General features: G+C 30.7%; 26 protein-coding genes. 13 read left to right on the top strand and 13 right to left on the bottom strand.

The features are described from left to right. Positions 1 to 2 precede the first annotated feature (2 nt). Positions 3 to 449 carry a hypothetical protein gene (locus B3L86_RS07510; RefSeq protein WP_291117118.1) on the bottom strand — a complete coding sequence of 149 codons (447 nt, stop codon included), beginning with the start codon at positions 447 to 449 and terminating at the stop codon, positions 3 to 5. A gap of 133 nt (positions 450 to 582) precedes the next feature. Between B3L86_RS07510 and B3L86_RS07505 the strand changes: the two genes are divergently transcribed. Continuing rightward, entirely contained in the window at positions 583 to 2,736 is a 2,154-nt protein-coding gene (locus B3L86_RS07505; protein WP_291117115.1) for a TonB-dependent receptor, read from the top strand. A gap of 25 nt (positions 2,737 to 2,761) precedes the next feature. Here the strand turns inward: B3L86_RS07505 and B3L86_RS13675 are convergent, their stop codons facing one another. Together B3L86_RS13675 and B3L86_RS07500 are read right to left on the bottom strand one after the other, a co-directional pair. Further along, positions 2,762 to 3,058: a type II toxin-antitoxin system RelE/ParE family toxin gene (locus B3L86_RS13675; RefSeq protein WP_414655125.1), complete on the bottom strand. Its 297-nt coding sequence runs from the start codon at positions 3,056 to 3,058 to the stop codon at positions 2,762 to 2,764. Next, positions 3,051 to 3,293 (bottom strand): hypothetical protein, encoded by a 243-nt coding sequence (locus B3L86_RS07500; protein ID WP_291117112.1) that lies wholly within the window; start codon positions 3,291 to 3,293, stop codon positions 3,051 to 3,053. Before B3L86_RS07500 ends, B3L86_RS13675 begins: the two co-directional genes overlap by 8 nt. A gap of 233 nt (positions 3,294 to 3,526) precedes the next feature. Between B3L86_RS07500 and B3L86_RS07495 the strand changes: the two genes are divergently transcribed. The 5 genes from B3L86_RS07495 (at position 3,527) to B3L86_RS07475 (ending at position 6,969) form a co-directional block, all read left to right on the top strand. Next, positions 3,527 to 4,147, top strand: coding sequence for a hypothetical protein (locus tag B3L86_RS07495; protein WP_291117109.1), 621 nt, complete (start codon positions 3,527 to 3,529; stop codon positions 4,145 to 4,147). A gap of 7 nt (positions 4,148 to 4,154) precedes the next feature. After that, positions 4,155 to 5,492: a 2TM domain-containing protein gene (locus B3L86_RS07490; RefSeq protein ID WP_291117106.1), complete on the top strand. Its 1,338-nt coding sequence runs from the start codon at positions 4,155 to 4,157 to the stop codon at positions 5,490 to 5,492. Positions 5,493 to 5,503: 11 nt separating this feature from the next. Continuing rightward, positions 5,504 to 5,803, top strand: a complete 300-nt coding sequence (locus B3L86_RS07485) for a 2TM domain-containing protein (RefSeq protein WP_291117103.1) — start codon at positions 5,504 to 5,506, stop codon at positions 5,801 to 5,803. A 15-nt stretch (positions 5,804 to 5,818) separates the two neighbouring features. Then, positions 5,819 to 6,127 (top strand): 2TM domain-containing protein, encoded by a 309-nt coding sequence (locus B3L86_RS07480; protein WP_291117100.1) that lies wholly within the window; start codon positions 5,819 to 5,821, stop codon positions 6,125 to 6,127. A gap of 86 nt (positions 6,128 to 6,213) precedes the next feature. Further along, positions 6,214 to 6,969, top strand: coding sequence for a LytR/AlgR family response regulator transcription factor (locus B3L86_RS07475; RefSeq protein WP_291117097.1), 756 nt, complete (start codon positions 6,214 to 6,216; stop codon positions 6,967 to 6,969). A gap of 3 nt (positions 6,970 to 6,972) precedes the next feature. On the opposite strand, the gene B3L86_RS07470 is transcribed toward B3L86_RS07475, so the two are convergent. The 7 genes from B3L86_RS07470 to B3L86_RS07440 form a co-directional block, all read right to left on the bottom strand. Next, positions 6,973 to 7,743 carry a CDP-alcohol phosphatidyltransferase family protein gene (locus tag B3L86_RS07470; protein WP_291117095.1) on the bottom strand — a complete coding sequence of 257 codons (771 nt, stop codon included), beginning with the start codon at positions 7,741 to 7,743 and terminating at the stop codon, positions 6,973 to 6,975. Positions 7,744 to 7,786: 43 nt separating this feature from the next. Then, positions 7,787 to 8,806 carry a COX15/CtaA family protein gene (locus B3L86_RS07465; RefSeq protein ID WP_291117093.1) on the bottom strand — a complete coding sequence of 340 codons (1,020 nt, stop codon included), beginning with the start codon at positions 8,804 to 8,806 and terminating at the stop codon, positions 7,787 to 7,789. Positions 8,807 to 9,089: 283 nt separating this feature from the next. Then, positions 9,090 to 9,380, bottom strand: a complete 291-nt coding sequence (locus tag B3L86_RS07460) for a hypothetical protein (RefSeq protein ID WP_291117090.1) — start codon at positions 9,378 to 9,380, stop codon at positions 9,090 to 9,092. A gap of 56 nt (positions 9,381 to 9,436) precedes the next feature. Continuing rightward, entirely contained in the window at positions 9,437 to 10,885 is a 1,449-nt protein-coding gene (locus B3L86_RS07455) for a CCA tRNA nucleotidyltransferase (RefSeq protein WP_291117087.1), read from the bottom strand. Positions 10,886 to 10,951: 66 nt separating this feature from the next. Next, positions 10,952 to 11,326 carry a GxxExxY protein gene (locus B3L86_RS07450; protein ID WP_291117084.1) on the bottom strand — a complete coding sequence of 125 codons (375 nt, stop codon included), beginning with the start codon at positions 11,324 to 11,326 and terminating at the stop codon, positions 10,952 to 10,954. 34 nt (positions 11,327 to 11,360) lie between these two features. Then, a complete protein-coding gene (locus B3L86_RS07445) occupies positions 11,361 to 11,927 on the bottom strand; it encodes an L-threonylcarbamoyladenylate synthase (protein WP_291117081.1) in 567 nt (188 codons plus the stop codon). Between the two features lie 23 nt (positions 11,928 to 11,950). Next, positions 11,951 to 12,820: a glycosyltransferase gene (locus B3L86_RS07440; protein WP_291117078.1), complete on the bottom strand. Its 870-nt coding sequence runs from the start codon at positions 12,818 to 12,820 to the stop codon at positions 11,951 to 11,953. An 89-nt stretch (positions 12,821 to 12,909) separates the two neighbouring features. On the opposite strand from B3L86_RS07440, the gene B3L86_RS07435 reads away from it, so the two are divergent. Continuing rightward, the gene (locus B3L86_RS07435) at positions 12,910 to 13,674 is read left to right on the top strand and encodes a lipopolysaccharide kinase InaA family protein (RefSeq protein WP_291117075.1); all 765 of its coding nucleotides are present in this window, start codon (positions 12,910 to 12,912) and stop codon (positions 13,672 to 13,674) included. On the opposite strand, the gene B3L86_RS07430 is transcribed toward B3L86_RS07435, so the two are convergent. Together B3L86_RS07430 and B3L86_RS07425 are read right to left on the bottom strand one after the other, a co-directional pair. After that, positions 13,671 to 14,450, bottom strand: coding sequence for a glycosyltransferase family 2 protein (locus B3L86_RS07430; protein WP_291117072.1), 780 nt, complete (start codon positions 14,448 to 14,450; stop codon positions 13,671 to 13,673). The genes B3L86_RS07435 and B3L86_RS07430 overlap by 4 nt on opposite strands. A 283-nt stretch (positions 14,451 to 14,733) precedes the next feature. Next, positions 14,734 to 15,702 carry a Stealth CR1 domain-containing protein gene (locus B3L86_RS07425; RefSeq protein WP_291117069.1) on the bottom strand — a complete coding sequence of 323 codons (969 nt, stop codon included), beginning with the start codon at positions 15,700 to 15,702 and terminating at the stop codon, positions 14,734 to 14,736. Positions 15,703 to 15,898: 196 nt separating this feature from the next. On the opposite strand from B3L86_RS07425, the gene B3L86_RS07420 reads away from it, so the two are divergent. Beyond that, entirely contained in the window at positions 15,899 to 16,711 is an 813-nt protein-coding gene (locus B3L86_RS07420; protein WP_291117067.1) for a glycosyltransferase family 2 protein, read from the top strand. Positions 16,712 to 16,766: 55 nt separating this feature from the next. Here B3L86_RS07420 and B3L86_RS07415 read toward each other — a convergent pair whose 3' ends face one another. Further along, positions 16,767 to 17,582 (bottom strand): 2,3,4,5-tetrahydropyridine-2,6-dicarboxylate N-succinyltransferase, encoded by an 816-nt coding sequence (locus B3L86_RS07415; RefSeq protein WP_291117065.1) that lies wholly within the window; start codon positions 17,580 to 17,582, stop codon positions 16,767 to 16,769. Between the two features lie 322 nt (positions 17,583 to 17,904). Between B3L86_RS07415 and B3L86_RS07410 the strand changes: the two genes are divergently transcribed. The 5 genes from B3L86_RS07410 (at position 17,905) to mazG (ending at position 21,286) form a co-directional block, all read left to right on the top strand. Continuing rightward, positions 17,905 to 18,789 (top strand): copper resistance protein NlpE N-terminal domain-containing protein, encoded by an 885-nt coding sequence (locus B3L86_RS07410; RefSeq protein WP_291117062.1) that lies wholly within the window; start codon positions 17,905 to 17,907, stop codon positions 18,787 to 18,789. A 70-nt stretch (positions 18,790 to 18,859) separates the two neighbouring features. Further along, entirely contained in the window at positions 18,860 to 19,276 is a 417-nt protein-coding gene (ruvX, locus tag B3L86_RS07405) for a Holliday junction resolvase RuvX (protein ID WP_291117059.1), read from the top strand. A gap of 100 nt (positions 19,277 to 19,376) precedes the next feature. Continuing rightward, complete coding sequence (def, locus tag B3L86_RS07400; RefSeq protein WP_291117057.1) at positions 19,377 to 19,964, top strand: peptide deformylase; 588 nt, start codon at positions 19,377 to 19,379, stop codon at positions 19,962 to 19,964. A gap of 53 nt (positions 19,965 to 20,017) precedes the next feature. Continuing rightward, a complete protein-coding gene (locus B3L86_RS07395) occupies positions 20,018 to 20,440 on the top strand; it encodes a DUF5606 domain-containing protein (RefSeq protein WP_291117055.1) in 423 nt (140 codons plus the stop codon). A 72-nt stretch (positions 20,441 to 20,512) separates the two neighbouring features. After that, positions 20,513 to 21,286, top strand: coding sequence for a nucleoside triphosphate pyrophosphohydrolase (mazG, locus tag B3L86_RS07390; protein WP_291117053.1), 774 nt, complete (start codon positions 20,513 to 20,515; stop codon positions 21,284 to 21,286). The last annotated feature ends 71 nt before the right edge of the window (positions 21,287 to 21,357 follow it).

The raw sequence follows: 21,357 nt of genomic DNA, 5'->3' as shown, positions 1-21,357 counted from the left end.
AATTATTTACAACCTTCTTTTAATTTAAATTTTTTTTGAGCAATAAATGAACTTAAAATATGACTACCAAAATCAGCAAAAGTTGTTTTGGTATTTGTATTATCTAAATTGCAAGTTTGTTGAAATGCATAAAAATTAGAAAAGGATTGAATGGGTTTAAAGTTAGTATGAGATACACTATATTTTAGGTGTTTTCCCGTAAAATTGTCATACATATAAAATGTTTTTGGCTTTTCTAAATTTAAATTCAGTGAAATTGAAGAATATTCATTTTTAGTAAAAGCATTCTCTTTTTCAAAATTTGGCAATAAAAAAGATGGAGATTTCAATTCAATTATACCATTTTCCGTTGTAAAATAAAATTTCGAAAAGTTAGATGTGACTATAATCTCTTGAGAAAAGATAATGGAAGAAATTGAAATAAAAAAACAAGATAAGATTATTTTCATGATAAAATCCTTTGAGCGAAGATACAAATTTCATTTCTAATTTCAATTCATCCTTTATTTTTAACAACTCAGTAACATTCAATTTTAAATCGATTTGGTTTGAAGCAACTTTGTCTCATCAAAATATAACCAAATGAGAACTATTTTTACATTACTACTTTTTGTTATTGGACTTCAAACTTATGCTCAAACAGAAATTTCCGGTAAAGTAGTGGATGAAAAAGGAATTGCCATTCCCGGAGCAAATATTTATTTAGAAGGAACATACGATGGTGCTTCTTCTGATGAAAATGGATTTTTTAAATTCAATACATCAGAAATTGGAACTAAAATTTTAATCGTCAGCTATCTTTCCTTCGAAACATTCAAAAAGCAAATTGATGTTGCTAATTTCAACAATCAAACAATCAAACTTAAAGAAAGTGTTAATGCATTAGATGCAGTTGTTGTAACAGCTGGAACTTTCGAAGCCGGAGATAAAGCCAGAGTTTCTGTTTTGAAACCGTTGGATATTGTTACAACAGCCGGAGCAGCCGGAGATATCATCGGAGCTTTGAATACATTACCAGGAACTCAAACCGTTGGTGAAAGTGGTCGTTTATTCGTTCGTGGTGGTGAAGCCGATGAAACTCAAACGTTTGTTGACGGACTTCGAGTGGCTCAACCGTATGGTGCAACGGCAGATAACTTGCCAACCCGCGGACGATTTTCACCGTTTTTATTTAATGGAATTTCGTTTTCAACTGGAGGTTATAGTGCTGAATTTGGCGAAGCTCTTTCGAGTGTGTTGACTTTAAATACCATCGATGAACCTATTCAAGAACAAACCGATATTTCGTTAATGACGGTTGGATTAGGAATCGGAAATACACAAAAATGGAATAAAAATTCGTTGACTTTTAATGCGGCTTATATCAATTTGGAACCGTATCAGAAACTGATTCCGCAAGCGGTTGATTGGAATAAACCCTATCAATCGTTAGCCGGAGAATTGGTTTATCGTTATCAATTTAGAAATGGTTTATTGAAAGTTTATGGTTCATTTGATGTGGCTCAATTTGATATCAATCAGGAAGATATCAATCAAACTGAGAAAGTTCGCTTTGATTTACAGAATAATAATTTTTATGGCAATGCATCTTATAAAGGAACTTTCGGTAATAATTGGAGCTTACATACAGGAATGAGTTATGGTTTGGGCATTAATAAGATTGGAATCAATGCTAACCAAATTGAAAATGATGAAAACGCTATTCATTTAAAAATTAAAGTGGGAAAGAAATTCACCGAACGAATTAAAATTACTGCCGGAACTGATTATTTTGTAACCGATTTTGATGAAAAATTTTCCGAATTTCAAGGAGAAAATTTTAAAGTTGGCTATCAAAATTCAATTGCTGCCGCTTATGCTGAAACGGATATTTTCTTTAGTAAAAAATTAGCAATGAAAGTGGGAGCAAGAGCTTCGCAAAACAATTTGTTGGATGAATTTCGACTTTCGCCTAGAGGTTCTTTTGCGTACAAAGTTTCAAAAAATGGACAGTTTTCGTTTGCTTATGGCGATTTTGTTCAAACTCCGAGAGCGGATTATATCAAATATTCTAATGATTTTGAATCGGAAAAAGCAAGTCATTATATCTTGAATTTTCAACATAATAAGGATGGACGTTTGTTTAGAGCGGAAGCATATTATAAAAAATATGACGATTTGGTTAAATTTGATACGAATATAGCTCAATTCAATTCCGTTTTCACCAATGAAGGTTCCGGTTTTGCTAAAGGGATAGATGTTTTTTGGCGAGATAATAAAACGTTCAAAAATACCGATTATTGGGTTTCGTATTCGTACATAGATACGGAACGTGATTATTTGAATTTTCCTAACCAAGTAACCCCCAGTTTTATTGCTGATCATACCTTGTCGATTGTTACTAAACATTGGATTGATGATTGGAAATCGCAAATTGGATTTTCGTACATTGTTAATTCCGGTCGACCTTACAACAATCCCAATGAAATGGATTTCATGAACGGAAAAACGAAAGCCTTTCAGAATTTGAGTTTCAACTGGGCGTATTTGCTTTCGCAACAAAAGATTTTGTATTTCTCGGTTTCTAACATCATTCGAACAGACAACGTGTTTGGTTATCAATATGCTAATTCACCTGATATGAATGGCCAATTTCAACGCAGAGCTATTGGTCAACCTGCAGATCGTTTTTTCTTTGTTGGTTTCTTTTGGACGATTAGTGATAATAAGAAGACGAATCAATTGGAGAATTTGTAGGAAAGAAGTTGATTTTTTTAAATAGTCAAAATTTTAAAGTTTTATCATTTTGACGGGTATCATATAAACGAAGTATATCAATTTTGGTGTCTGAAATTTTATAAAAAAGTGTATTATATTTTGTAACAACACATTTTCTGATACCAAGTTTTTTATTGAAAAAAGGAAATAAATTTGGATTTTTTTCGATTAAGTCAACACAAAAATCGAGTTTGTTTAAGAAAACTAGACAACTTTTTTTATTCCATTTAGCTTCTAAATAGTCGAGTAAGTTGGTTAAATCATTGTGTGCGAAAGATGACCACTTAATTGGTTTATTCATATTTACGCTTGAAATTATCCATCATAATTTTATGATCAATACCTTCAGAAGAATTCATTTCTTCAATGGCTTTTAGTAAACCTTCTTGTTTTGCAGGAGATAAAGAATCAAACTCATTTGTATCATTTTCATTATTGATAAAATTAAGAATAACACCGTAAACTCGTTCTAATTTAGAATTTTCAAGTGTATCGATTTCACGAAATAATTTCAATTTTAATTCTGCAGTACTCATAGCCAAACTTTTATCAAAAATACTAAAAAAAACAATTCATCCTCAAAAATCAACAGTTCAGTCAGACTCTTTTTTAAAACTTGATATTATGATGGAAATTTGAATCAGTAAATTATAGATCAGTATTAAAATTCAATATCAAAATTCAAAAAATCTAATAATCAAAAAATCTAATAATCTAATAATCAAAGAATATAACAATCCAAAAATCTAACAATTTAAAAATTAAAATTATGACAAAAATTATCATCACCCTCGCACTTTTAGTCGTTTCAATAGTAAACGGACAAAGTCAATTTGAACAAGGAATGGGAAAAGCTTTCGCACTTTGGGGTGAAGGAAAAAACACAGAATCTTCGGCTATGTTTGAACGTATTGCATCGGCAGAAAAAGACAATTGGTTACCAAATTATTATGTAGCTTTAGTTAATACAACTACCGCTTTTGCAACCAAAGACAAAGATCAAGTGAATGCTTTGCTGACTAAAGCTCAATCAGCATTGGATGTTGAGTTAAACAAATATCCAAATAATGTTGAATTGTTAGTGATGCAAGCCATGATTCACACCGCTTGGATTGCTTTTGACCCAATGACTAACGGAATGAAGTTATCAGGAAAAGTAATGGAAATCTATGCAAAGGCTGAACAAATAGAACCAAATAATCCTAGAGTAGTGTTCAGTAAAGCCGAATTTGAAATGGGATCTGCTCGATTTTTTGGAACTGATACCAAACCAATCTGTGTTCAAATTGAAAAAGCAATCGAACTTTTTGCTACTTTTAAACCTCAAACTGTTTTTCATCCTAAATGGGGATTAGACAGAGCTCAAGATGCTGCAAAAGCATGTAAATAATAACAAAATGGAAAAGTATATCAAAGAATTTCCCAGAGCAACCTGGATTAGTTTAAGTGTTTTTTTAGTGCTTATCTTAATTCAGTTTTTAATGGGCAGAAAAATAATTTTCGATAATAATTTGCTTGTGAATTTTGGTTACACAATGCTTTATGGTTATTCTTTATACTTTGCAAACAGTTTTGTTTTTCAAAAACTGGATACTGTTTTTAAGTCCAATCGATTTACAAAAAAACGACTTGTTATAGGTGCTTTTACCTCGTTCTTAATCAGTCTTTTGGTTATATTTTTATTACGAATTTTTGAAGATGTTGTGATGGAAAACCAATCTTTCACCGATTTTTTAGCCAACGAAAAGCCTTCAAATTATATTGTCGCTATCATTATTACGTTCATTGTAACTCTCGGAATTCATGCTTTTTATTTTTACAAAGCCTATCAGGAAAATAAAGTAAAAGAACAAAAAGTAATTGCCGGAACAGCTTCTGCACAATTTGAAAGTTTAAAGAATCAAATTGACCCGCATTTTTTGTTCAATAGTTTGAATGTCTTGAGTTCATTGATAGAAGAAAATCCGGAAAGTGCTCAAAAGTTTACCACTTCTTTATCTAAAATATATCGCTATGTTTTAGAACAAAAAGACAAAGAATTGGTATCGGTTCAGGAAGAATTAAACTTTGCTAAAACGTATATGAACTTGTTGAAAATGCGATTTGAAAAAAGCATCACTTATGAGTTACCGGAGAATTTTGATAATGAAGATGCCAAAGTGGTGCCATTGTCACTTCAATTGCTTTTAGAAAATTGTATCAAACATAATGTGGTGAGTGAAAGCAAGCCGTTACACATTAAAATTTATATAGAAAACAATCAACTTGTAGTTGAAAATAATTTACAAAAAAAAGAAGTTTTGTCCGAAAGAAAAGGTGTTGGATTGCAAAATATTGTAAACCGCTATGCTATTTTAACAGACAGAAAAGTTTTGGTAGATGAAAATGAGTCTACTTTCAAAGTATATCTACCCGTATTAACAAAACAAATAACAATTATGAAAACGCAAAATTATTATAATGAAAATATGGCTTATGCCAGAGCCAGAGATCGAGTGGAAAAAATAAAAGGGTTTTACGGAAATTTAATTTCGTATTGCTTGGTCATTCCAATTTTAATCATTGTAAATTTTAATACTTCAAAATTTCAATGGTTTTGGTTTCCAATGTTAGGCTGGGGAATGGGTGTGTTTTTTCATGCCATGGAAACTTTTGGTTATGGAAAATCATGGGAAGAACGAAAAATTCAGGAAATCTTAAAAAAAGAGGAACAACAAAAGAATAAATGGAATTAAAATAATTAGCAATGGAAACAAATAACGAATACGAAAGATACCAAAAAGCAAGTAAAAAGGTTAAAGAAATCAAAGGGTTTTATGTGCATTTAATTGCTTATTTGATTGTAATTCCAATACTTGTAGTTGTAAATCTGAAATTTTCAGCAAAACACTTGTGGTTTGTATATCCAATGATTGGTTGGGGATTAGGCATTTTAGGTCATGCATTAGGTGTTTTTGGAACCGATACTTTATTTAGCAAGAATTGGGAAGAACGCAAGATTAAACAGTTTATGGAAGAAGAAAAAAAGAAAAATAGTTATCAATAATTAAACATTCAGATTATGAACACACAAGATGAAATAAAATATCAGGAAGCTTTAAAACGCGTTCAAAAAATCAAAGGATTTTATTCGCATGCGGTTATTTACCTTGTCATAAACATCATGATTATTGTAGTTAATATTCAAAATTTAGACCCGGGAGAGTCCTATTTTCAGTATAAAAATTTCTTTACGGCTTTCTTTTGGGGAATTGGTTTAGTGGCCCACGCATTTTCTGTTTTTGTTCCGCAATGGTTCCTTGGTAATAATTGGGAAGAACGAAAAATCAGAGAAATCATGGAAAAGGAAAAAAATAAGAAATGGGAGTAGATTACAGTCGCACTAATCAGTCGCAGTTTACAGTTATATCTCCTATTACCTTTTACCAATAACCCATTACCCATTACCTTTATAAAATGAGAATCATCATCATTGAAGACGAAAAACCCGCCGCCAGATTATTGCAACGCAAAGTTGAAAAATTAGGCTTACAAGTTGAAACGCTTTTGCATTCTGTTGAAGAAGCCTTACAATGGTTTCAAAACAATCAACATCCGGATTTGATTTTTTTAGATATTCAATTGTCGGATGGATTATCTTTTGAAATTTTTGAAAAGATAGAAATTAAAAGTGCTGTTATTTTCACCACTGCTTTTGATGAATATGCGTTGCGGGCTTTCAAATTGAATAGTATTGATTATTTGTTAAAACCTATTGACGAGGAAGATTTGTCAATTGCAATTACAAAATTCAAAAATCAATTTCAAAAAAGTAGTATAGCTTCGTTAGACTTTGAAGCCATCAAACGCATGCTAGTCAATCCAAACGAAAAAACATATAAGCAACGTTTTACAATCAAAATTGGCGAACATTTAAAAATGATTTCCATTGATGAGGTGGAATGTTTTTACAGTGAAAATAAAGGAACCTATCTTCATACTTTGGACAATCGAGATTATCTTTTAGACATCACATTAGAACAATTAGAATCAGAACTGAATCCGAAAGATTTTTTCAGAGTCAGCCGAAAATTCATCATCCCATTAAAAACCATTAAAGATATTGTGGTTTACAGCAATTCGCGTTTGAAAGTGATTTTGCCCACTTTCAAAGCCGATGAGGTAATTGTAAGTCGCGAACGAGTAAATGATTTTAAAGATTGGTTGGGTTAAACTTTATTTTATAATCGTTTTTCGAATTCCAATTAAAACCAAAATAAAAACGGAATAAACTATAAAAAACGGCACAATCCATTCGATCCAACCCAACGGAAGCATAATAGCAATAATCAACAATTGAAAGCCCAATCCATAAGCAGAAAGTAATGTCATAAACCAGTTTGGAAAGGTTTTTACTTTATAAGCATTCGGATCTAAAGAGTGAATGATTTTGTCAAATGTTCCGTAAACAATAGTATAAATTCTGAATAGAATGTTTACTAATTGCTGACTTTCTCCAGGCAATGCTTTTGGTGTTTTGTATTCAAAAATTTTGCTGGTTGCATCACCTCCTACGGACTTTGTTCGCAAAATCACATAATAATAGTTGTATAATGTTCCTTGCAATTGAATGGCAAAAAAGGCGATAATTGTAAACCAAAATGATGTAGACGAAACATAACAAATCGCCATTAAAAATCCGAAATTCAAGAAAATATCAAAAATACTATCCAAATATCTTCCGGAATAGGAAGGTGTTTTTTTTAATCGAGCCAATTCTCCATCGGCGGCATCAATAATGGATTTCAAAATGATAAAAAAAGCAGCCCAAACATAATGATTATAAAGAATGCAATAGATTGCAAACAATCCACTGATTCCAAAAAGCAGCGTCACATGGATAGGCGTAAAGCGAGTATTTTTTAATTGTAAAGCAAAAATTCTTCCGAAAGTTCTACCATAATCGGATAAATCTAAAAATTTATCCTGAGCGGCAAGTTTAGACATGTAATATATTCTAACAAAAATTGCGACAATATAGTCTGAAAATTTATTTACTAAAGCGATGCAAAGTAAATGTCATGGCACTAAGCAATAAAAAAGCCATCAATTGATGAGCTAATCCCAGCCAAAGCGGAACATGAAATAATAACGTAAAAATACCTAAAATAAATTGAATTAACACAAACAAAACCAATGTTTTAACCGATTTAGATTGAAGTGATGAAAGCGAATATTTTCTACTTCTTATAAATAATAAAATCATCAAACCAACTACAACATAAGCCAATGTTCGGTGCACAAATTGAACGCCACTTTTTCCTTCGGTTAAGTTTTGCAAAAGTGTGGGTTGTTCAATCCAAACGGTTTCGTGAATCAATTTCCCTTCACTCATTAATGGCCAGTGATTGTGTATTAATCCTGCGTTTAATCCTGCTACAAATCCACCATATATGATTTGAATAATCAAAACTACCATGGCAATTCGAGCTAATTTTCGCAATGGTAAAATGATTTCATTTTTATCAGGATAAATCAAATCTAATGCAACCCATAACGTATAGGCAAAGGTGATGAATGCAAAAGTTAGATGTAGAGCCAATCGATAATGACTCACATCTGGATTGTCAATTAAGCCGCTTTTCACCATAAACCAACCTAAAAATCCTTGAAAACCACCCATGAAAAGTAGAATGATGCATTTTTTGATGGTTTCGGGGTCTAATTTTTTCTTTATCAAAAAATAAACAAACGGAATGATGAACACCAAACCTATAATTCTTCCGATGAAGCGGTGAAACCATTCCCAGAAATAAATAAATTTATAATCGTCTAGTGTAAAATCGTTGTGAATATTGATTTTTTGGTATTCAGGAAATTTCTTGTATTCTTCAAAAGCCTCATTCCAAGCTTGTTCTGAGGTAGGAGGAAAAGTGTCGGTTACCAAATGCCAGTCGGTCATAGAAAGTCCGGAATTGGTAAGGCGAGTGATACCACCAACCATTACCATAATAAACAATAAAAAACAGCCGGAAAGAAGCCAAATTATAACGGGTTTGTTTGTTTTCATTTTTATTTGATAGGAAAGTTATCAGGATTTTGTCTAGTGTCCCAAATGTCTAAAACAAAAATATGGGTATCTGAAATTGAATAAATAATTTCGAAGTGACTAGCTATTTTTAGTCTAACATTTTGATTGTTAGATTTTATAGAACTTTCAGGAAAATAAGTAAGTTGTTTCAAAGATTCTTGAAATAGAATATTTAATTTTTTACTATAATTATCAGACTTATTTCTTTTATTCCAATATGAAAAAATAGAAGACCTTGATTCTCTTGCAAAGCTCGTCCAAACTATTTTTCTTGTTCGTTGAACCATTTTTCTATTTCTATTTGAGCTTCTTCATCTGTAATATATTCGCCATTTTCAACTTGTTTTAAAGCAATATCAATTCTTTTTTGTTCCCATTCACTAAAAACACGAATGTTTTCAGAAGTTGTTTTCTGATATGTTGAAGATGGTTCATTGACGAAAGAATTAGATTTGTAAGCATCAATAATTTCTTGAATTCTATTCAAAAGTTCAACATCATCAGTGGACATGATTTTGGCTATAATTTGTAATTTTAATTTATCAATATTCATAAATCTAAATTTTTATAAAATTAAGAAATTTTCAACAACCTTAGATAAAACAAAACTTAAACTTTTGTCAAACCTAATTTGGCTCCACGTTCTAAAACAAATTCATAAGCAGCTTTATATTCATTTGGAATTTCTCCTTCTAAAATAGCTTCTTTCACGGCTTCTTTCAAAACCCCAATTTCACGAGATGGTTTTAAATTGAAAATTGACATAATTTCTTCTCCGGAAATAGGTGGTTGAAATTTTCGTACATGATCACGTTCTTCCACTTCCACAATTTTCTGACGAACAATCTTGAAATTATTATGGTACTTTTTAAATTTATTTGGGTTTTTGGTCGTGATGTCTGCTTCACATAAAATCATCAAATCTTCAATGTTTTCGCCGGCATCAAATAATAAACGTCGAACGGCAGAATCGGTTACAATATCTTGTGAAAGCACAATAGGTCGCGAACTCAGCATCACCAATTTTGAAACGAATTTCAATTTGTGGTTCAATGGCATGTGTAATCGTTCGAAGATTTTTTTCACCATTTTTCCACCCAAAAATTCATGTCCATGAAATGTCCAACCTTGTTTTTTGTTGAATTTTTTGGTGGGAGCTTTCCCAATGTCGTGAAGCAAAGCCGCCCATCGCAACCAAACATCATCGGTATTTGGGCAAATGTTATCCACAACTTCTAACGTGTGATAAAAGTTGTTTTTGTGCGTATGACCTTCTATTTCTTCCACTTGATTTAAAGCGGTCAATTCCGGTAAAATTAAATCTAATAAGCCGGTTTGATACAATAAAATAAATCCGATGGAAGGTTTTTCTGTCGATAAAATTTTGTTTAATTCATCTACAATTCGCTCACCGGAAATGATGTTGATTCGCTCACAATTTTTAGAAATGGAGACTAATGATTTTTCTTCAATCGTAAAATTCAATTGCGATGCAAAACGAATCGCTCGCATCATCCGCAACGGATCATCCGAAAAAGTAATGTCGGCATCTAAAGGTGTTCGAATGATTTTATTTTCTAAATCCTCCAAACCATTAAAAGGATCAATTAATTCGCCATAATTTTTTTCATTTAGCGAAAAAGCCAAGGCATTAATGGTAAAATCACGTCTGTTTTGGTCGTCTTTCAAGGTTCCGTTTTCTACAACAGGATTCCGACTTTCAAAATGATAACTTTCTTTTCGAGCACCCACAAATTCTATATCAATTTCTTGAAAACGAAGCATTGCTGTGCCATAAGTTTTAAAAATTTGTACTTTGGGTTTGTTTGGGAGTAATTCTGAAACTTTGAGAGCTAATTCAATACCGCTACCAATGGCAACAATGTCGATGTCTTTTTTAAAATCGCGTTCTAACAAAAAATCACGTACAAAACCACCAATAACGAAGGTTTCTATACCAAGTTCTTGAGCTGCTTTGGATATTATTTTGAAGATGGGATTTTCTAATGCTTTATTATAATTTACAACCACTTTTTTGTTTTTTTGCCACGAATTCACAAATAATATTTTGAATTCATAATAACAATTTTAATCGAATAAAAAATATTTTTTCACGAATTCTATCTAAAGAATAATTCTTTTATGTTCTAATGAATCTTTATTGAAATTTACTAGTATTGCTAGTTTATTATTTGAAACTTTTAAATAATTTATGCATAGAGCTATGTGCTCGTCATTTAAAGATTTACATGATTTTATTTCTAAAATTATTTTATCAAATATGACAAAATCGGCATAAAATTTATGTTTCAAAATAATATTCTTATAATTGACTGAATACTCTTTTTCTCTTTCAAATTGTATAGATGAATTTTTAAATTCGTATTCGAGAGCATCTTTATATACAATTTCAGAAAAACCTTTTCCTAAATTGTTATGTACTTCAAATAAAATCCCTACCAATTGATAGCTTTCTGTTTTATATAAAATATCTGTCATTAAAGTTTAATTTGTGAATTCGTGGCGTATAACTTTATTTCCGAATAATCTGAACTTTACTATCCAAGGTTAATTTGATAATCGTGGATGGCTTATCGCAAATTTTTTCGCGGTGCAAATTTACAACATAGTCTACACCTTTAATAATTTCGGGACTGATTTCTTTGAATGATTTTGGAGTGGGTTGACCGGAAATGTTTGCAGAAGTAGAAACCAACGGTCTTTTCATACGTTCCATCAATTTAAAACAAAACGGTTCTTTCACCAATCGAACAGCTAACGATTGGTCTTCTGCAATGATATTTGGAGCCACATTTCGTGGTTTGTCTAAAATTAACGTTGTTGGTTTTTCGGATAAATCGAGAATTTGCCAAGCTACTTCGGGAATATCCTTGAATACATTATACATCATCTTTTCGCCATTCATTAACACAATCATGCTTTTTGATTCTTCTCTTTTTTTGAGTTCGTATATTTTTTTAACGGCTTCCGGATTCGTAGCATCGCAGCCAATTCCCCAAACGGTATCAGTCGGGTAGAGGATGATGCCTCCGTTTTTGATTATTTCGTATGCGTTGTGTATTTCTTGATTGCTATCCATATTTTAATTTTTATCTTAAAAGATTATTTAAGATTTAAGATTTTTTTTAATTTATAAAGTCCAATTATTTTTTTTATTTTCTTACTTAAAAGTTTAAACCTTACATGCCATTCATTCTTTAGACTTAATAGTAACCATTTTTTTTGGGGTATAATTTTAGATTTTATTTCTTTATTAATTTTATCAGAAATAATAAATTCATTTTCAAGAGAATCCCAAAAAATGTTTCCAAATCCATAAAATTCATTAACTTTATTTTTATCGTGAATGATTGACAACCAAACTCTTTTATTTTCAATATTTATAATTGATTTTTCTTTTTTCCATTGATTGTGATCATTATGCCAAACGGTCTTTGGATTTTTGTTTTCTTCAATCAAACTAATGAAGGGGTTATAAATTTGCTCTTTTTTCCCGAGCATCACCGGATTTAAGCTCAGCGTATAACCGGATACAAAATCAACAGCCAGATACTTCTGAAAATTAAACTGCTTTTGGATTTCGTCAATGTAAAATTTACTAACACAATCATCATTGTCAATTCTTGATGTGATGATATGAGTGAAAGAGGAAGCATCTTTGGCAATAAATTCTTTAATAGAATCAGAAAATGAATCCATCCCGTCAATAAAAAAACACTGTATAAAATTAGTATCTTTGGTTGTATTAAGAATCCAGTTTTTAAACACGTCAGATGTCGTGATGTCAAAAAATAATAACCAAGTAAAGTTTTTATTGTTTTGACTTTTAACACTTGGTAAACAATAATTTTCAAATAATTCCATCCTATGATTCATCCATTGATCGGTCAACAGTGATTCATTGTTTTTGGTCACATCCCATTTTTTATTTCTGAGATTAAATCTCGTAATGAGATAATGTTTGAAATCCATTTTTTTTCTTAAATTTTTTGTAAAAATAACTTAATTATTTTAAGTATAACTTGACAGTGTCTATTTTTGTAATAAGAGAAAGTATTTTAATGAAGTATAGATTTGGACATAATTCTAACGTAAATAAAAATGATTTACTTAAGTTAATTATAAATTCATATGATGAAGGAATTGTTTTGGTTAATGGTTCAAGGAATAAAATTAAAGTCTTAAATCATAATCAAGCGTCGCTTGCCATTAAGTCTTTTAAAATTCCAAATCTTTTTAATAAAATTACTTACAGATTTTTTAGAAAGTCAAAAGCAAGAAGATCATTTGAATTTGCAAATGAATTATTAAAAAGAGGTATAAAAACACCAAATCCAATTGCGTATTTTGAAGAGACCACTTATTTAGGAATTCGAAAAAGTTATTATGTGTGTGATTATTTAGAATACGATTTTTCCATTAGAGAAGTAATAAAAGATAAAAATTTTCCCAATAGAATTCAAATTATAAATCAGTTTACGCATTTTACCTTCAAACTTCACGAACTCGGTATAGAATTTTTAGACCATTCTCCCGGAAACACTTTAATCAAAGATAAAGAAGATGGCTTATTTGATTTTTATTTAGTGGATTTGAACAGAATGAAATTTCATAATGTGATGACTTTTGAACAGCGTATGAAAAATTTCTCAAGATTATCAATTAAAGAAGATGTGATAAAACAAATAAGTAGAGAATATGCAAAATTGTATAATTTGACCTCAGATAAAGTTTATAATTCGATGTCTTATTTTGCGAATCAGTTTGTAACACAAAATGAATTTAAAAAACAATTGAAAAACAAAATATTGTTTTACAGGAGTTAATTAGTCTCTTTTTTTTTAATTAATCTGTCCAATTCAGGATATCTGACATAAACGCTCAAAGCATTGAGGTAACAGATTATGATGCCTTTTTTTCCATCTAAAATACCTAATCGGATAAAATAGCTATTAAAAAACTTGTAAGCTGGTTTTATATAAAAGTGAAAAAAATTAGGTTTCACATTTTTTGCAAATAATTCTTTCGCTTTCAATCTACCATAGTTAACCATTTTAGATTTATACGTTTCATAATTCAAATAAGAATAATGAATTAATTTGTTTTTTAAAACAGCAACTGTTCCATCAACTTTTAGTTTTTCATGAACTAATCTTCCTTCAATATATCTTGCTTTTTCTTTTTTAAACAAACGAATGTTTTTGTCTGTCTGCCAGCCACTAAAATGCAACGGCTTATTTTGAAACATAAACTTTCTTAAGAAAAAATAGGCATCAGCAGTATTTTCTAACGATATAGTATGAAGAATTTCATCTTTTAACCTGGGTGTGATTCTTTCATCTGCATCTAAAAATAAAACCCATGAATGAGTGGCCAAATCTAAAGCAACGTTTCGTTGAGAAGTGTAATTCTCGAATTTGTGTTCAATAAATTTTACATTTTCAAAGGAGAGACAAATTTCTTTTGTTTTATCTGTACTGAATGAATCAACAACAATTACTTCTTCAGCAAAGGTTAAATCACTCAAAAGCTCCTTCATATGAGCTTCTTCGTTTAAAGTAATTATTAATACAGATATTTTATTTTTCAAACTAGATGTCATTAAATACTAAATATAAAGCAACTGTTTTTGGTTACTGTTGTTGAAATGAAATGGTCAAAAAATGAGTCTGAATTAAAAAAGTTATTCATAAAACTGTATGGATTGTTTATGATGATTGCATGAATAATTAGTTTTAATGATTTTATTTATGCTTAATAAACAAATAGTTAGAGGTTAAAATTTTTAATTATTTTGAAATTATTCAATTATACCAGACAAATTTGAAATGTTATCGCAAAGTAGTAAAATTAAACTTAAGTTTTTTTAAAATTTTTAGATTGATTTATGACATGTGTTTTATTAACCAATTTAAAATATAGTTCAGTTTTTTTTCAGGATATAAATCCAAACTTTGTATGTTCAAAAACAATTTTTCTTTCTTGTTTTGAATGGAATTCAGTTTTAGTTTTATCCAAAATAGGGGTTTGTCTGAAGAACCAAAATGGAGTAGTTGAAAGTTTTTCTGCAATACAAAACTCTTATTCAGAATTTCTAAATGTGCAGCCAAAGATTGAATCATAAAATAGGATGGATCTCTGAATCTATATTTAATATTGTTTAGTAATACCTTTTCATTTTTCTCTAAGAAATCATTTATGATTGATTTTCTCATGGAAAAAGGAGTGTGACTTACTTTTAAATATTTTTTAAATTTTAAAATTCTAGCAATGTTTTCTTGAGCTTTTTTATAACCTAATTTTGAAATTCTTTTTTTCTTTAATCCAACTGATTCTAGAAACTTTTTTAGTTTTTCTGACTCATAATTTGTCCATCGTCCTCTTAAAATTGGCAAACCTTCTTCAGAAAAAAAATCTGAGGGTTTTGTTTCATTTATCAATAACATATCATCATTAAAATAGATAAAATGTTCTGCTAGATTTGGAATTCGACCAATCATTGTTTCAATAGAATTACTATTAAAAACGGGTAAAAAATCCTCATAACCTTTGAAAATGATTTTGTGATCCACAATGTTAACATTTTTAAAATCATTATTGTTTTTTAAAAAATCAGGCGTTTGATTGTCTGTTACAACATAAATATTACGAACATAAGGAGCATATTTTTTGATGGATTTAATACAAAATTCAATCTCGTTAACTTGATAAAAACGAGTTAAAAATCCCTTAGATTTTAATGAAGATTTATTTTCAACATATTGAGAAAGCTTGTTAATGTGATTTTCATCATTCCCATCAACCCAAGTAATTACCGCATCAATATCAAAAGCTTTATTTTTTTTATCAGTCATTTCAATTGTATTTTATAATACGAAAAATTTAATTGATTCTAGATTTTAATTGACTTCAAATATAATCAAAACTATACACCAATACATTTTTCAATACAAACCTCTCTATTAATTTCAAAGGAAAGAATTTAAATTAAAATGTATGTAGAATGCCAAAAAAATAAATGTAATTTTGTAGCAATTAATTTTTTTATAAATGCAAGTATCTGTAATAGTTAGCACCTATAATGCCGAAGAATGGTTAGAAAAAGTACTAATAGGCTATAGTAATCAAACTTATAATGACTTTGAAGTTATAATTGCTGATGATGGTTCAAGAGAATCAACAAAAGAATTAATTGATAAATATGCTCTAAATTATCCGGTTCCATTACGTCATTTGTGGCATGAAGATTTAGGATATCGTAGACAAGAAATTTTGAATGTAGCTATTCCTGATGCAAAATACGAATACATTATTATGACTGATGGTGATTGTATTCCGAGAAAGGATTTTGTTGAAGTTCATGTAAAATATGCAGAAAAGGGAAGGTTTTTGTCAGGAGGTTATTGCAAACTAGGAATGAAAGCAAGTAAAAAAATTGCTAAAGAAGACATTTTATCTAACATTTGTTTTAATGTTAAATGGCTTTCTTCAATTGAAAAATTAAATTTATCGAATAAATTAAAATTGGGTGCAAGTAATTTTCTTGCCACTGTATTAGATGTAATTTCACCTACAACACCTTCATTTAATAATTGTAATTCTTCAGGATTTAAAGAAGATATGATAGCTATTAATGGTTACGATGAACGCATGAAATATGGTGGGCCTGATAGAGAATTTGGCGAACGGCTAGAAAACTATGGTATAAAAGGAAAACAAATCAGACATAAAGCTATTGTTTTACATCTTGATCATGCAAGAGGATATAAAACTCCGGAATCTTTAGCGGCTAATCTTGCCATCAGAAAAGAGGTTCGCAATAAGAAAATCAAATGGACTCCTTTTGGGATTAATAAGAATTAAAAAAAATGTCTTAGTAAATTTTTAAAAAAAACACTAAGACATTTTTTCTATATACTTAAACCGCAACGTTATATTCTCTCAATGCATCATTTAAACTTGTCTTCAAGTCTGTCGATGGTTTGCGTGTTCCAATAATCAAAGCACAGGGTACTTGAAAATCGCCGGCAGGAAACTTTTTAGTATAACTTCCTGGAATCACAACTGATCTTGCGGGAACAATACCTTTGTATTCAATTGGAGTTTCACCTGTAACATCAATAATTTTAGTGGATCCTGTCAAAACAACGTTTGCTCCCAGTACGGCTTCTTTTTCAACTCGAACGCCCTCCACAACAATACATCTTGAACCAATAAAAGCTCCATCTTCAATGATAACAGGTGCGGCTTGAAGTGGTTCTAAAACGCCTCCAATTCCAACACCACCACTTAAATGTACGTCTTTTCCAATTTGGGCACAACTTCCTACAGTAGCCCAAGTGTCAACCATTGTTCCTTCGTCAACATAAGCACCAATGTTTACATAGCTTGGCATTAGAATTACACCTTTTGAAATATAAGCTCCGTGTCGGGCAACAGCATTCGGCACAACACGAATTCCTTTTTCAGCATAACCATGTTTCAACGGAATTTTATCGTGATATTCAAAAATACCGGCTTCCCAGGTTTCCATTTTTTGGATAGGGAAATACATGACTACGGCTTTTTTTACCCATTCGTTTACTTGCCAACCATCAGTTTTAGGTTCAGCAACACGAAGTTTTCCGTTGTCTAATAATTCAATGACTTCTCTAATGGCAGCAATAGTAGTTTCTTCTTGCAATAAAGCTCTGTTTTCCCAAGCTTTTTCTATGATAGGTTGTAAATTGTTCATTGTGTAAAATTTTGACAAAGATAAAATCTTTTCGTGATACAATTTGGTTTGATTTTTGTAAACTTAACACAGATAAATAACAAAATGAACTAAATTTGTATTGAACCTAATACCCGTTGGGTGTAATTATTTAATTCAATAGTATTCTGGATATTTTTGCCACGAATTCACAAATTATAAATTTAGTAAATGCAATAATTTGTTCATCTTTGATGAAAATTCGAATTTAATCGAATAATTAGTCAAAAAAATTGGTGAATTAGTGGTAAAATTATTTGAAAATTTAATTACACCCAACGGGTTGAACCTAATGATATTTAGTATGAAAACGAAAAACACATCTCTATTCTTATTCGCTCTTTTGATAGTGAGTTGTACTCAAAAAGTAAAAGAAGAAAGAATCGAAGAAATCGTAGCAGACTCCTCAGGGATTGTTGTTAATGATGAGCACAACGCCAAAAATTCTTTGGATTATATTGGGATGTATCAAGGTGTAGTTCCCTGTGCAGATTGCGAGGGAATTGAAATTACTGTTTGGATTGATGAATCAAACTATGTCTTATTCACCAACTATTTGGGTAAAAAGAATAAAACGGAGTCTGAATTTAGAGGTGCATATGTTTGGAATGATGAGGGAAATACTATTATTTTAGAAGGTATTGAAAATGCTCCCAATCAGTATTTTGTGGGAGAAAATTATTTAAAACAATTGGATATAAAAGGAAATAAAATTGAAGGTGATTTGACTGAGAAATATACTTTACAAAAGAAGTCAAACGTGAACGTTTTACCACCTCCGCTACCACCAGAACCAATAATGATAAAAGATGTTTCCTATCATCCTAAGAGTATTGAAAACACTTCTTTGATTAAAAATAAATGGAGATTAGTTGAACTTAATGGTAAACCTGTTGTAAATAACAATGATGACAAAAAGGAAATGTTTATTCAACTGAACAATGACAGTAGATATTCCGCTTTTGCGGGATGTAATAATATGATAGGCGGATTTGTATTGGGTGATGAAAAATCATTAATCAAATTCACCAAAGGAGCATCAACCTTGATGGCTTGCCCTGACATGACAATCGAACAAGAATTCGCTGAAATGATAGAAAAAGTTGACAACTACAGTTTAAATGGTGAAAACATGTCGCTAAATAAAGCCAGAATGGCTCCGTTGGCAAGGTTTAAAGCAATTAAATAAATTTATATAGCCTCTTGAAAAAGAGGTTTTTTATAAATACTTTTCAAAAACGTACTTTTACAAAAAAATAATGCCTCGAATCCTCGCCATAGATTACGGAATCAAACGAACCGGAATAGCTGTTACTGATGAATTGCAAATTATTGCATCAGGATTAACTACAATTCCGTCTGAAACGGTTATTCCGTTTTTAAAAAACTATTTTTCAAAAGAAAATGTTTCCACAGTTCTAATTGGAGAACCCAAACAAATGAACGGTTTGCCATCGGAAAGTGCACCAATCATCGAAAAATTTGTAGCAACTTTTACTACAGAATTTCCGGAGATGAAAGTTGTTCGGGTTGATGAACGATTCACTTCCAAGATGGCTTTTCAAACCATGATTGCTAGTGGATTAAGTAAAAAGCAAAGGCAAAATAAGGGATTAGTTGATGAAATTGCAGCAACAATTTTATTGCAGGATTTTTTAACCCGCAAAATGTTTTAATTTTCAAAATCATTTCAATCGATATAAAAAGGAAATCTTTTATTACTTTTGCATCCGGTTTAACCGAAATGGGTTTTTAAACACAATAAATTTCTAATTGATGATTTTACCAATAGTTGGATATGGCGATCCTGTTTTAAGAAAAGTTGGAATGGAAATTTCTCCGGAATATCCTAATCTTAAAGAATTAATTGCCAACATGTATGACACTATGGATAATGCGTATGGAGTTGGTCTAGCTGCTCCACAAATTGGCTTGGCAATTAGATTGTTTATTGTTGACACAGAGCCATTCAGTGAAAGTGATGATTTGAACGAATTAGAAAAAGAACAATTAAAGTCATTTAAAAAAACATTTATTAACGCCAAAATTCTGAAAGAAGAAGGCGAGGAGTGGGGTTTTAATGAAGGTTGCTTGAGTATTCCTGATGTAAGGGAAGATGTTTATAGAAAAGGACAAATTACAATTGAATACTGTGAAGAAGATTTTGTCAAAAAAACAGAAGTGTTTGATGGTTTAATCGCAAGAGTTATTCAACATGAATACGATCACATTGAAGGAATTTTGTTTACAGACAAACTTTCTACATTAAAGAAAACTTTAATTAAAAAAAGATTACAAAACATTATGGAAGGCAAAATTAGAGCCGACTATAAAATGAAATTCTTCAACAAGAAAGGCAGGTAACTTTTTTGAATTTCAACAAATAAAATGATAAAAAATTATATAAAATAATAAAAATGAGTTTAAAAAAAATATTAGCTATTTCAGGAAAACCCGGATTATTTGAATTAAAAGTACAAACACGTACAGGTTTTGTAGCAGAATCATTGTTAGACGGAAAAAAAATAACTGTAGGTATGCGAAGCAACGTAAGTTTGCTTTCAGAAATTGCAGTTTATACTTATGACGAAGAGATAAAATTAGCTCAAGTTTTTAAAGCAATTGCAACCAAAGAAAATGAAGGTCCATCAATTTCTCATAAAGAAGATAACGCAGTGTTAACCGGTTATTTTAGAGAAGTATTGCCTGATTTTGATGAAGAGCGAGTGTATCCGTCCGATATTAAAAAAATTATCAATTGGTACAACTTACTTCAACCAAAAGGCTTAATCACTCTTGAAGTTTTGGAAGAAGCTTTGAAAGAAGAACCGGCAGAATAATGTTTATAAAATAATACAAGTTGGATCCTGCTTTCGAGCAGGATTTTTTATTTTTACACAAATTCAACTTACATGAACACACGGGAAAATCAACTCAAGGCTTTTGGACGATTATTAGATATCATGGATGATTTGCGAGAAAAATGTCCGTGGGATAAAAAGCAAACCTTAGAAAGTTTGCGTCATCTTACTATCGAAGAAACCTATGAATTGGGCGATGCCATTTTGGATAACGATTTACAGGAAATTAAAAAAGAGTTAGGCGATTTGTTGTTGCATATTGTTTTTTATGCCAAAATCGGAAGCGAAACCAATGATTTTGATATTGCTGATGTAGCCAACAGTATTTGTGATAAATTGATTGACCGTCATCCTCATATTTACGGTGATGTGGTGGTTGCCAATGAAGAAGAAGTCAAACAAAACTGGGAAAAACTAAAATTGAAAGAAGGAAAAAAATCTGTTTTAGAAGGCGTACCGAAAAGTTTACCTGCTTTAGTCAAAGCAAGCCGAATTCAAGACAAAGTGAAAGGCGTTGGTTTTGATTGGGAAGAACCACATCAAGTTTGGGATAAAGTGCAGGAAGAATTATCAGAATTACAAGAAGAAGTAAAGTCAGGAAACTTCGAGAAAATGGAATCCGAATTTGGGGATGTCTTGTTTTCAATGATTAATTATGCAAGGTTTCTAAAAATCAATCCAGAAGATGCATTAGAGCGAACCAACAAAAAATTCATGAAACGGTTTATGTATCTTGAAAGCAAAGCCGGAGAATTAGGAAAACCTCTTTCAGAAATGAGTTTGGCAGAAATGGATATATTTTGGGAAGAGGCAAAAAAACTTTAATTAAAACCACTTTACGAAAACGTTTTCGTGAAATATTGAATTAAAATTACGTTTATTTCAGTTTTACAATT

Origin of the sequence: Flavobacterium sp. UBA6135 (assembly GCF_002428305.1) — a bacterium.
GTDB lineage: Bacteria > Bacteroidota > Bacteroidia > Flavobacteriales > Flavobacteriaceae > Flavobacterium.
Note: the sequence above shows the minus strand (reverse complement) of the source record. Positions and strands in the feature narration are given on the sequence as shown.

Coding starts and splice junctions, on each gene's coding strand:
- B3L86_RS07510 (WP_291117118.1), bottom strand. CDS start 449: ATGAAAATAATCTTATCTTGTTTTTTTATTTCAATTTCTTCCATTATC.
- B3L86_RS07505 (WP_291117115.1), top strand. CDS start 583: ATGAGAACTATTTTTACATTACTACTTTTTGTTATTGGACTTCAAACT.
- B3L86_RS13675 (WP_414655125.1), bottom strand. CDS start 3,058: ATGAATAAACCAATTAAGTGGTCATCTTTCGCACACAATGATTTAACC.
- B3L86_RS07500 (WP_291117112.1), bottom strand. CDS start 3,293: ATGAGTACTGCAGAATTAAAATTGAAATTATTTCGTGAAATCGATACA.
- B3L86_RS07495 (WP_291117109.1), top strand. CDS start 3,527: ATGACAAAAATTATCATCACCCTCGCACTTTTAGTCGTTTCAATAGTA.
- B3L86_RS07490 (WP_291117106.1), top strand. CDS start 4,155: ATGGAAAAGTATATCAAAGAATTTCCCAGAGCAACCTGGATTAGTTTA.
- B3L86_RS07485 (WP_291117103.1), top strand. CDS start 5,504: ATGGAAACAAATAACGAATACGAAAGATACCAAAAAGCAAGTAAAAAG.
- B3L86_RS07480 (WP_291117100.1), top strand. CDS start 5,819: ATGAACACACAAGATGAAATAAAATATCAGGAAGCTTTAAAACGCGTT.
- B3L86_RS07475 (WP_291117097.1), top strand. CDS start 6,214: ATGAGAATCATCATCATTGAAGACGAAAAACCCGCCGCCAGATTATTG.
- B3L86_RS07470 (WP_291117095.1), bottom strand. CDS start 7,743: ATGTCTAAACTTGCCGCTCAGGATAAATTTTTAGATTTATCCGATTAT.
- B3L86_RS07465 (WP_291117093.1), bottom strand. CDS start 8,806: ATGAAAACAAACAAACCCGTTATAATTTGGCTTCTTTCCGGCTGTTTT.
- B3L86_RS07460 (WP_291117090.1), bottom strand. CDS start 9,380: ATGAATATTGATAAATTAAAATTACAAATTATAGCCAAAATCATGTCC.
- B3L86_RS07450 (WP_291117084.1), bottom strand. CDS start 11,326: ATGACAGATATTTTATATAAAACAGAAAGCTATCAATTGGTAGGGATT.
- B3L86_RS07445 (WP_291117081.1), bottom strand. CDS start 11,927: ATGGATAGCAATCAAGAAATACACAACGCATACGAAATAATCAAAAAC.
- B3L86_RS07440 (WP_291117078.1), bottom strand. CDS start 12,820: ATGGATTTCAAACATTATCTCATTACGAGATTTAATCTCAGAAATAAA.
- B3L86_RS07435 (WP_291117075.1), top strand. CDS start 12,910: ATGAAGTATAGATTTGGACATAATTCTAACGTAAATAAAAATGATTTA.
- B3L86_RS07430 (WP_291117072.1), bottom strand. CDS start 14,450: ATGACATCTAGTTTGAAAAATAAAATATCTGTATTAATAATTACTTTA.
- B3L86_RS07425 (WP_291117069.1), bottom strand. CDS start 15,702: ATGACTGATAAAAAAAATAAAGCTTTTGATATTGATGCGGTAATTACT.
- B3L86_RS07420 (WP_291117067.1), top strand. CDS start 15,899: ATGCAAGTATCTGTAATAGTTAGCACCTATAATGCCGAAGAATGGTTA.
- B3L86_RS07415 (WP_291117065.1), bottom strand. CDS start 17,582: ATGAACAATTTACAACCTATCATAGAAAAAGCTTGGGAAAACAGAGCT.
- B3L86_RS07410 (WP_291117062.1), top strand. CDS start 17,905: ATGAAAACGAAAAACACATCTCTATTCTTATTCGCTCTTTTGATAGTG.
- ruvX (WP_291117059.1), top strand. CDS start 18,860: ATGCCTCGAATCCTCGCCATAGATTACGGAATCAAACGAACCGGAATA.
- def (WP_291117057.1), top strand. CDS start 19,377: ATGATTTTACCAATAGTTGGATATGGCGATCCTGTTTTAAGAAAAGTT.
- B3L86_RS07395 (WP_291117055.1), top strand. CDS start 20,018: ATGAGTTTAAAAAAAATATTAGCTATTTCAGGAAAACCCGGATTATTT.
- mazG (WP_291117053.1), top strand. CDS start 20,513: ATGAACACACGGGAAAATCAACTCAAGGCTTTTGGACGATTATTAGAT.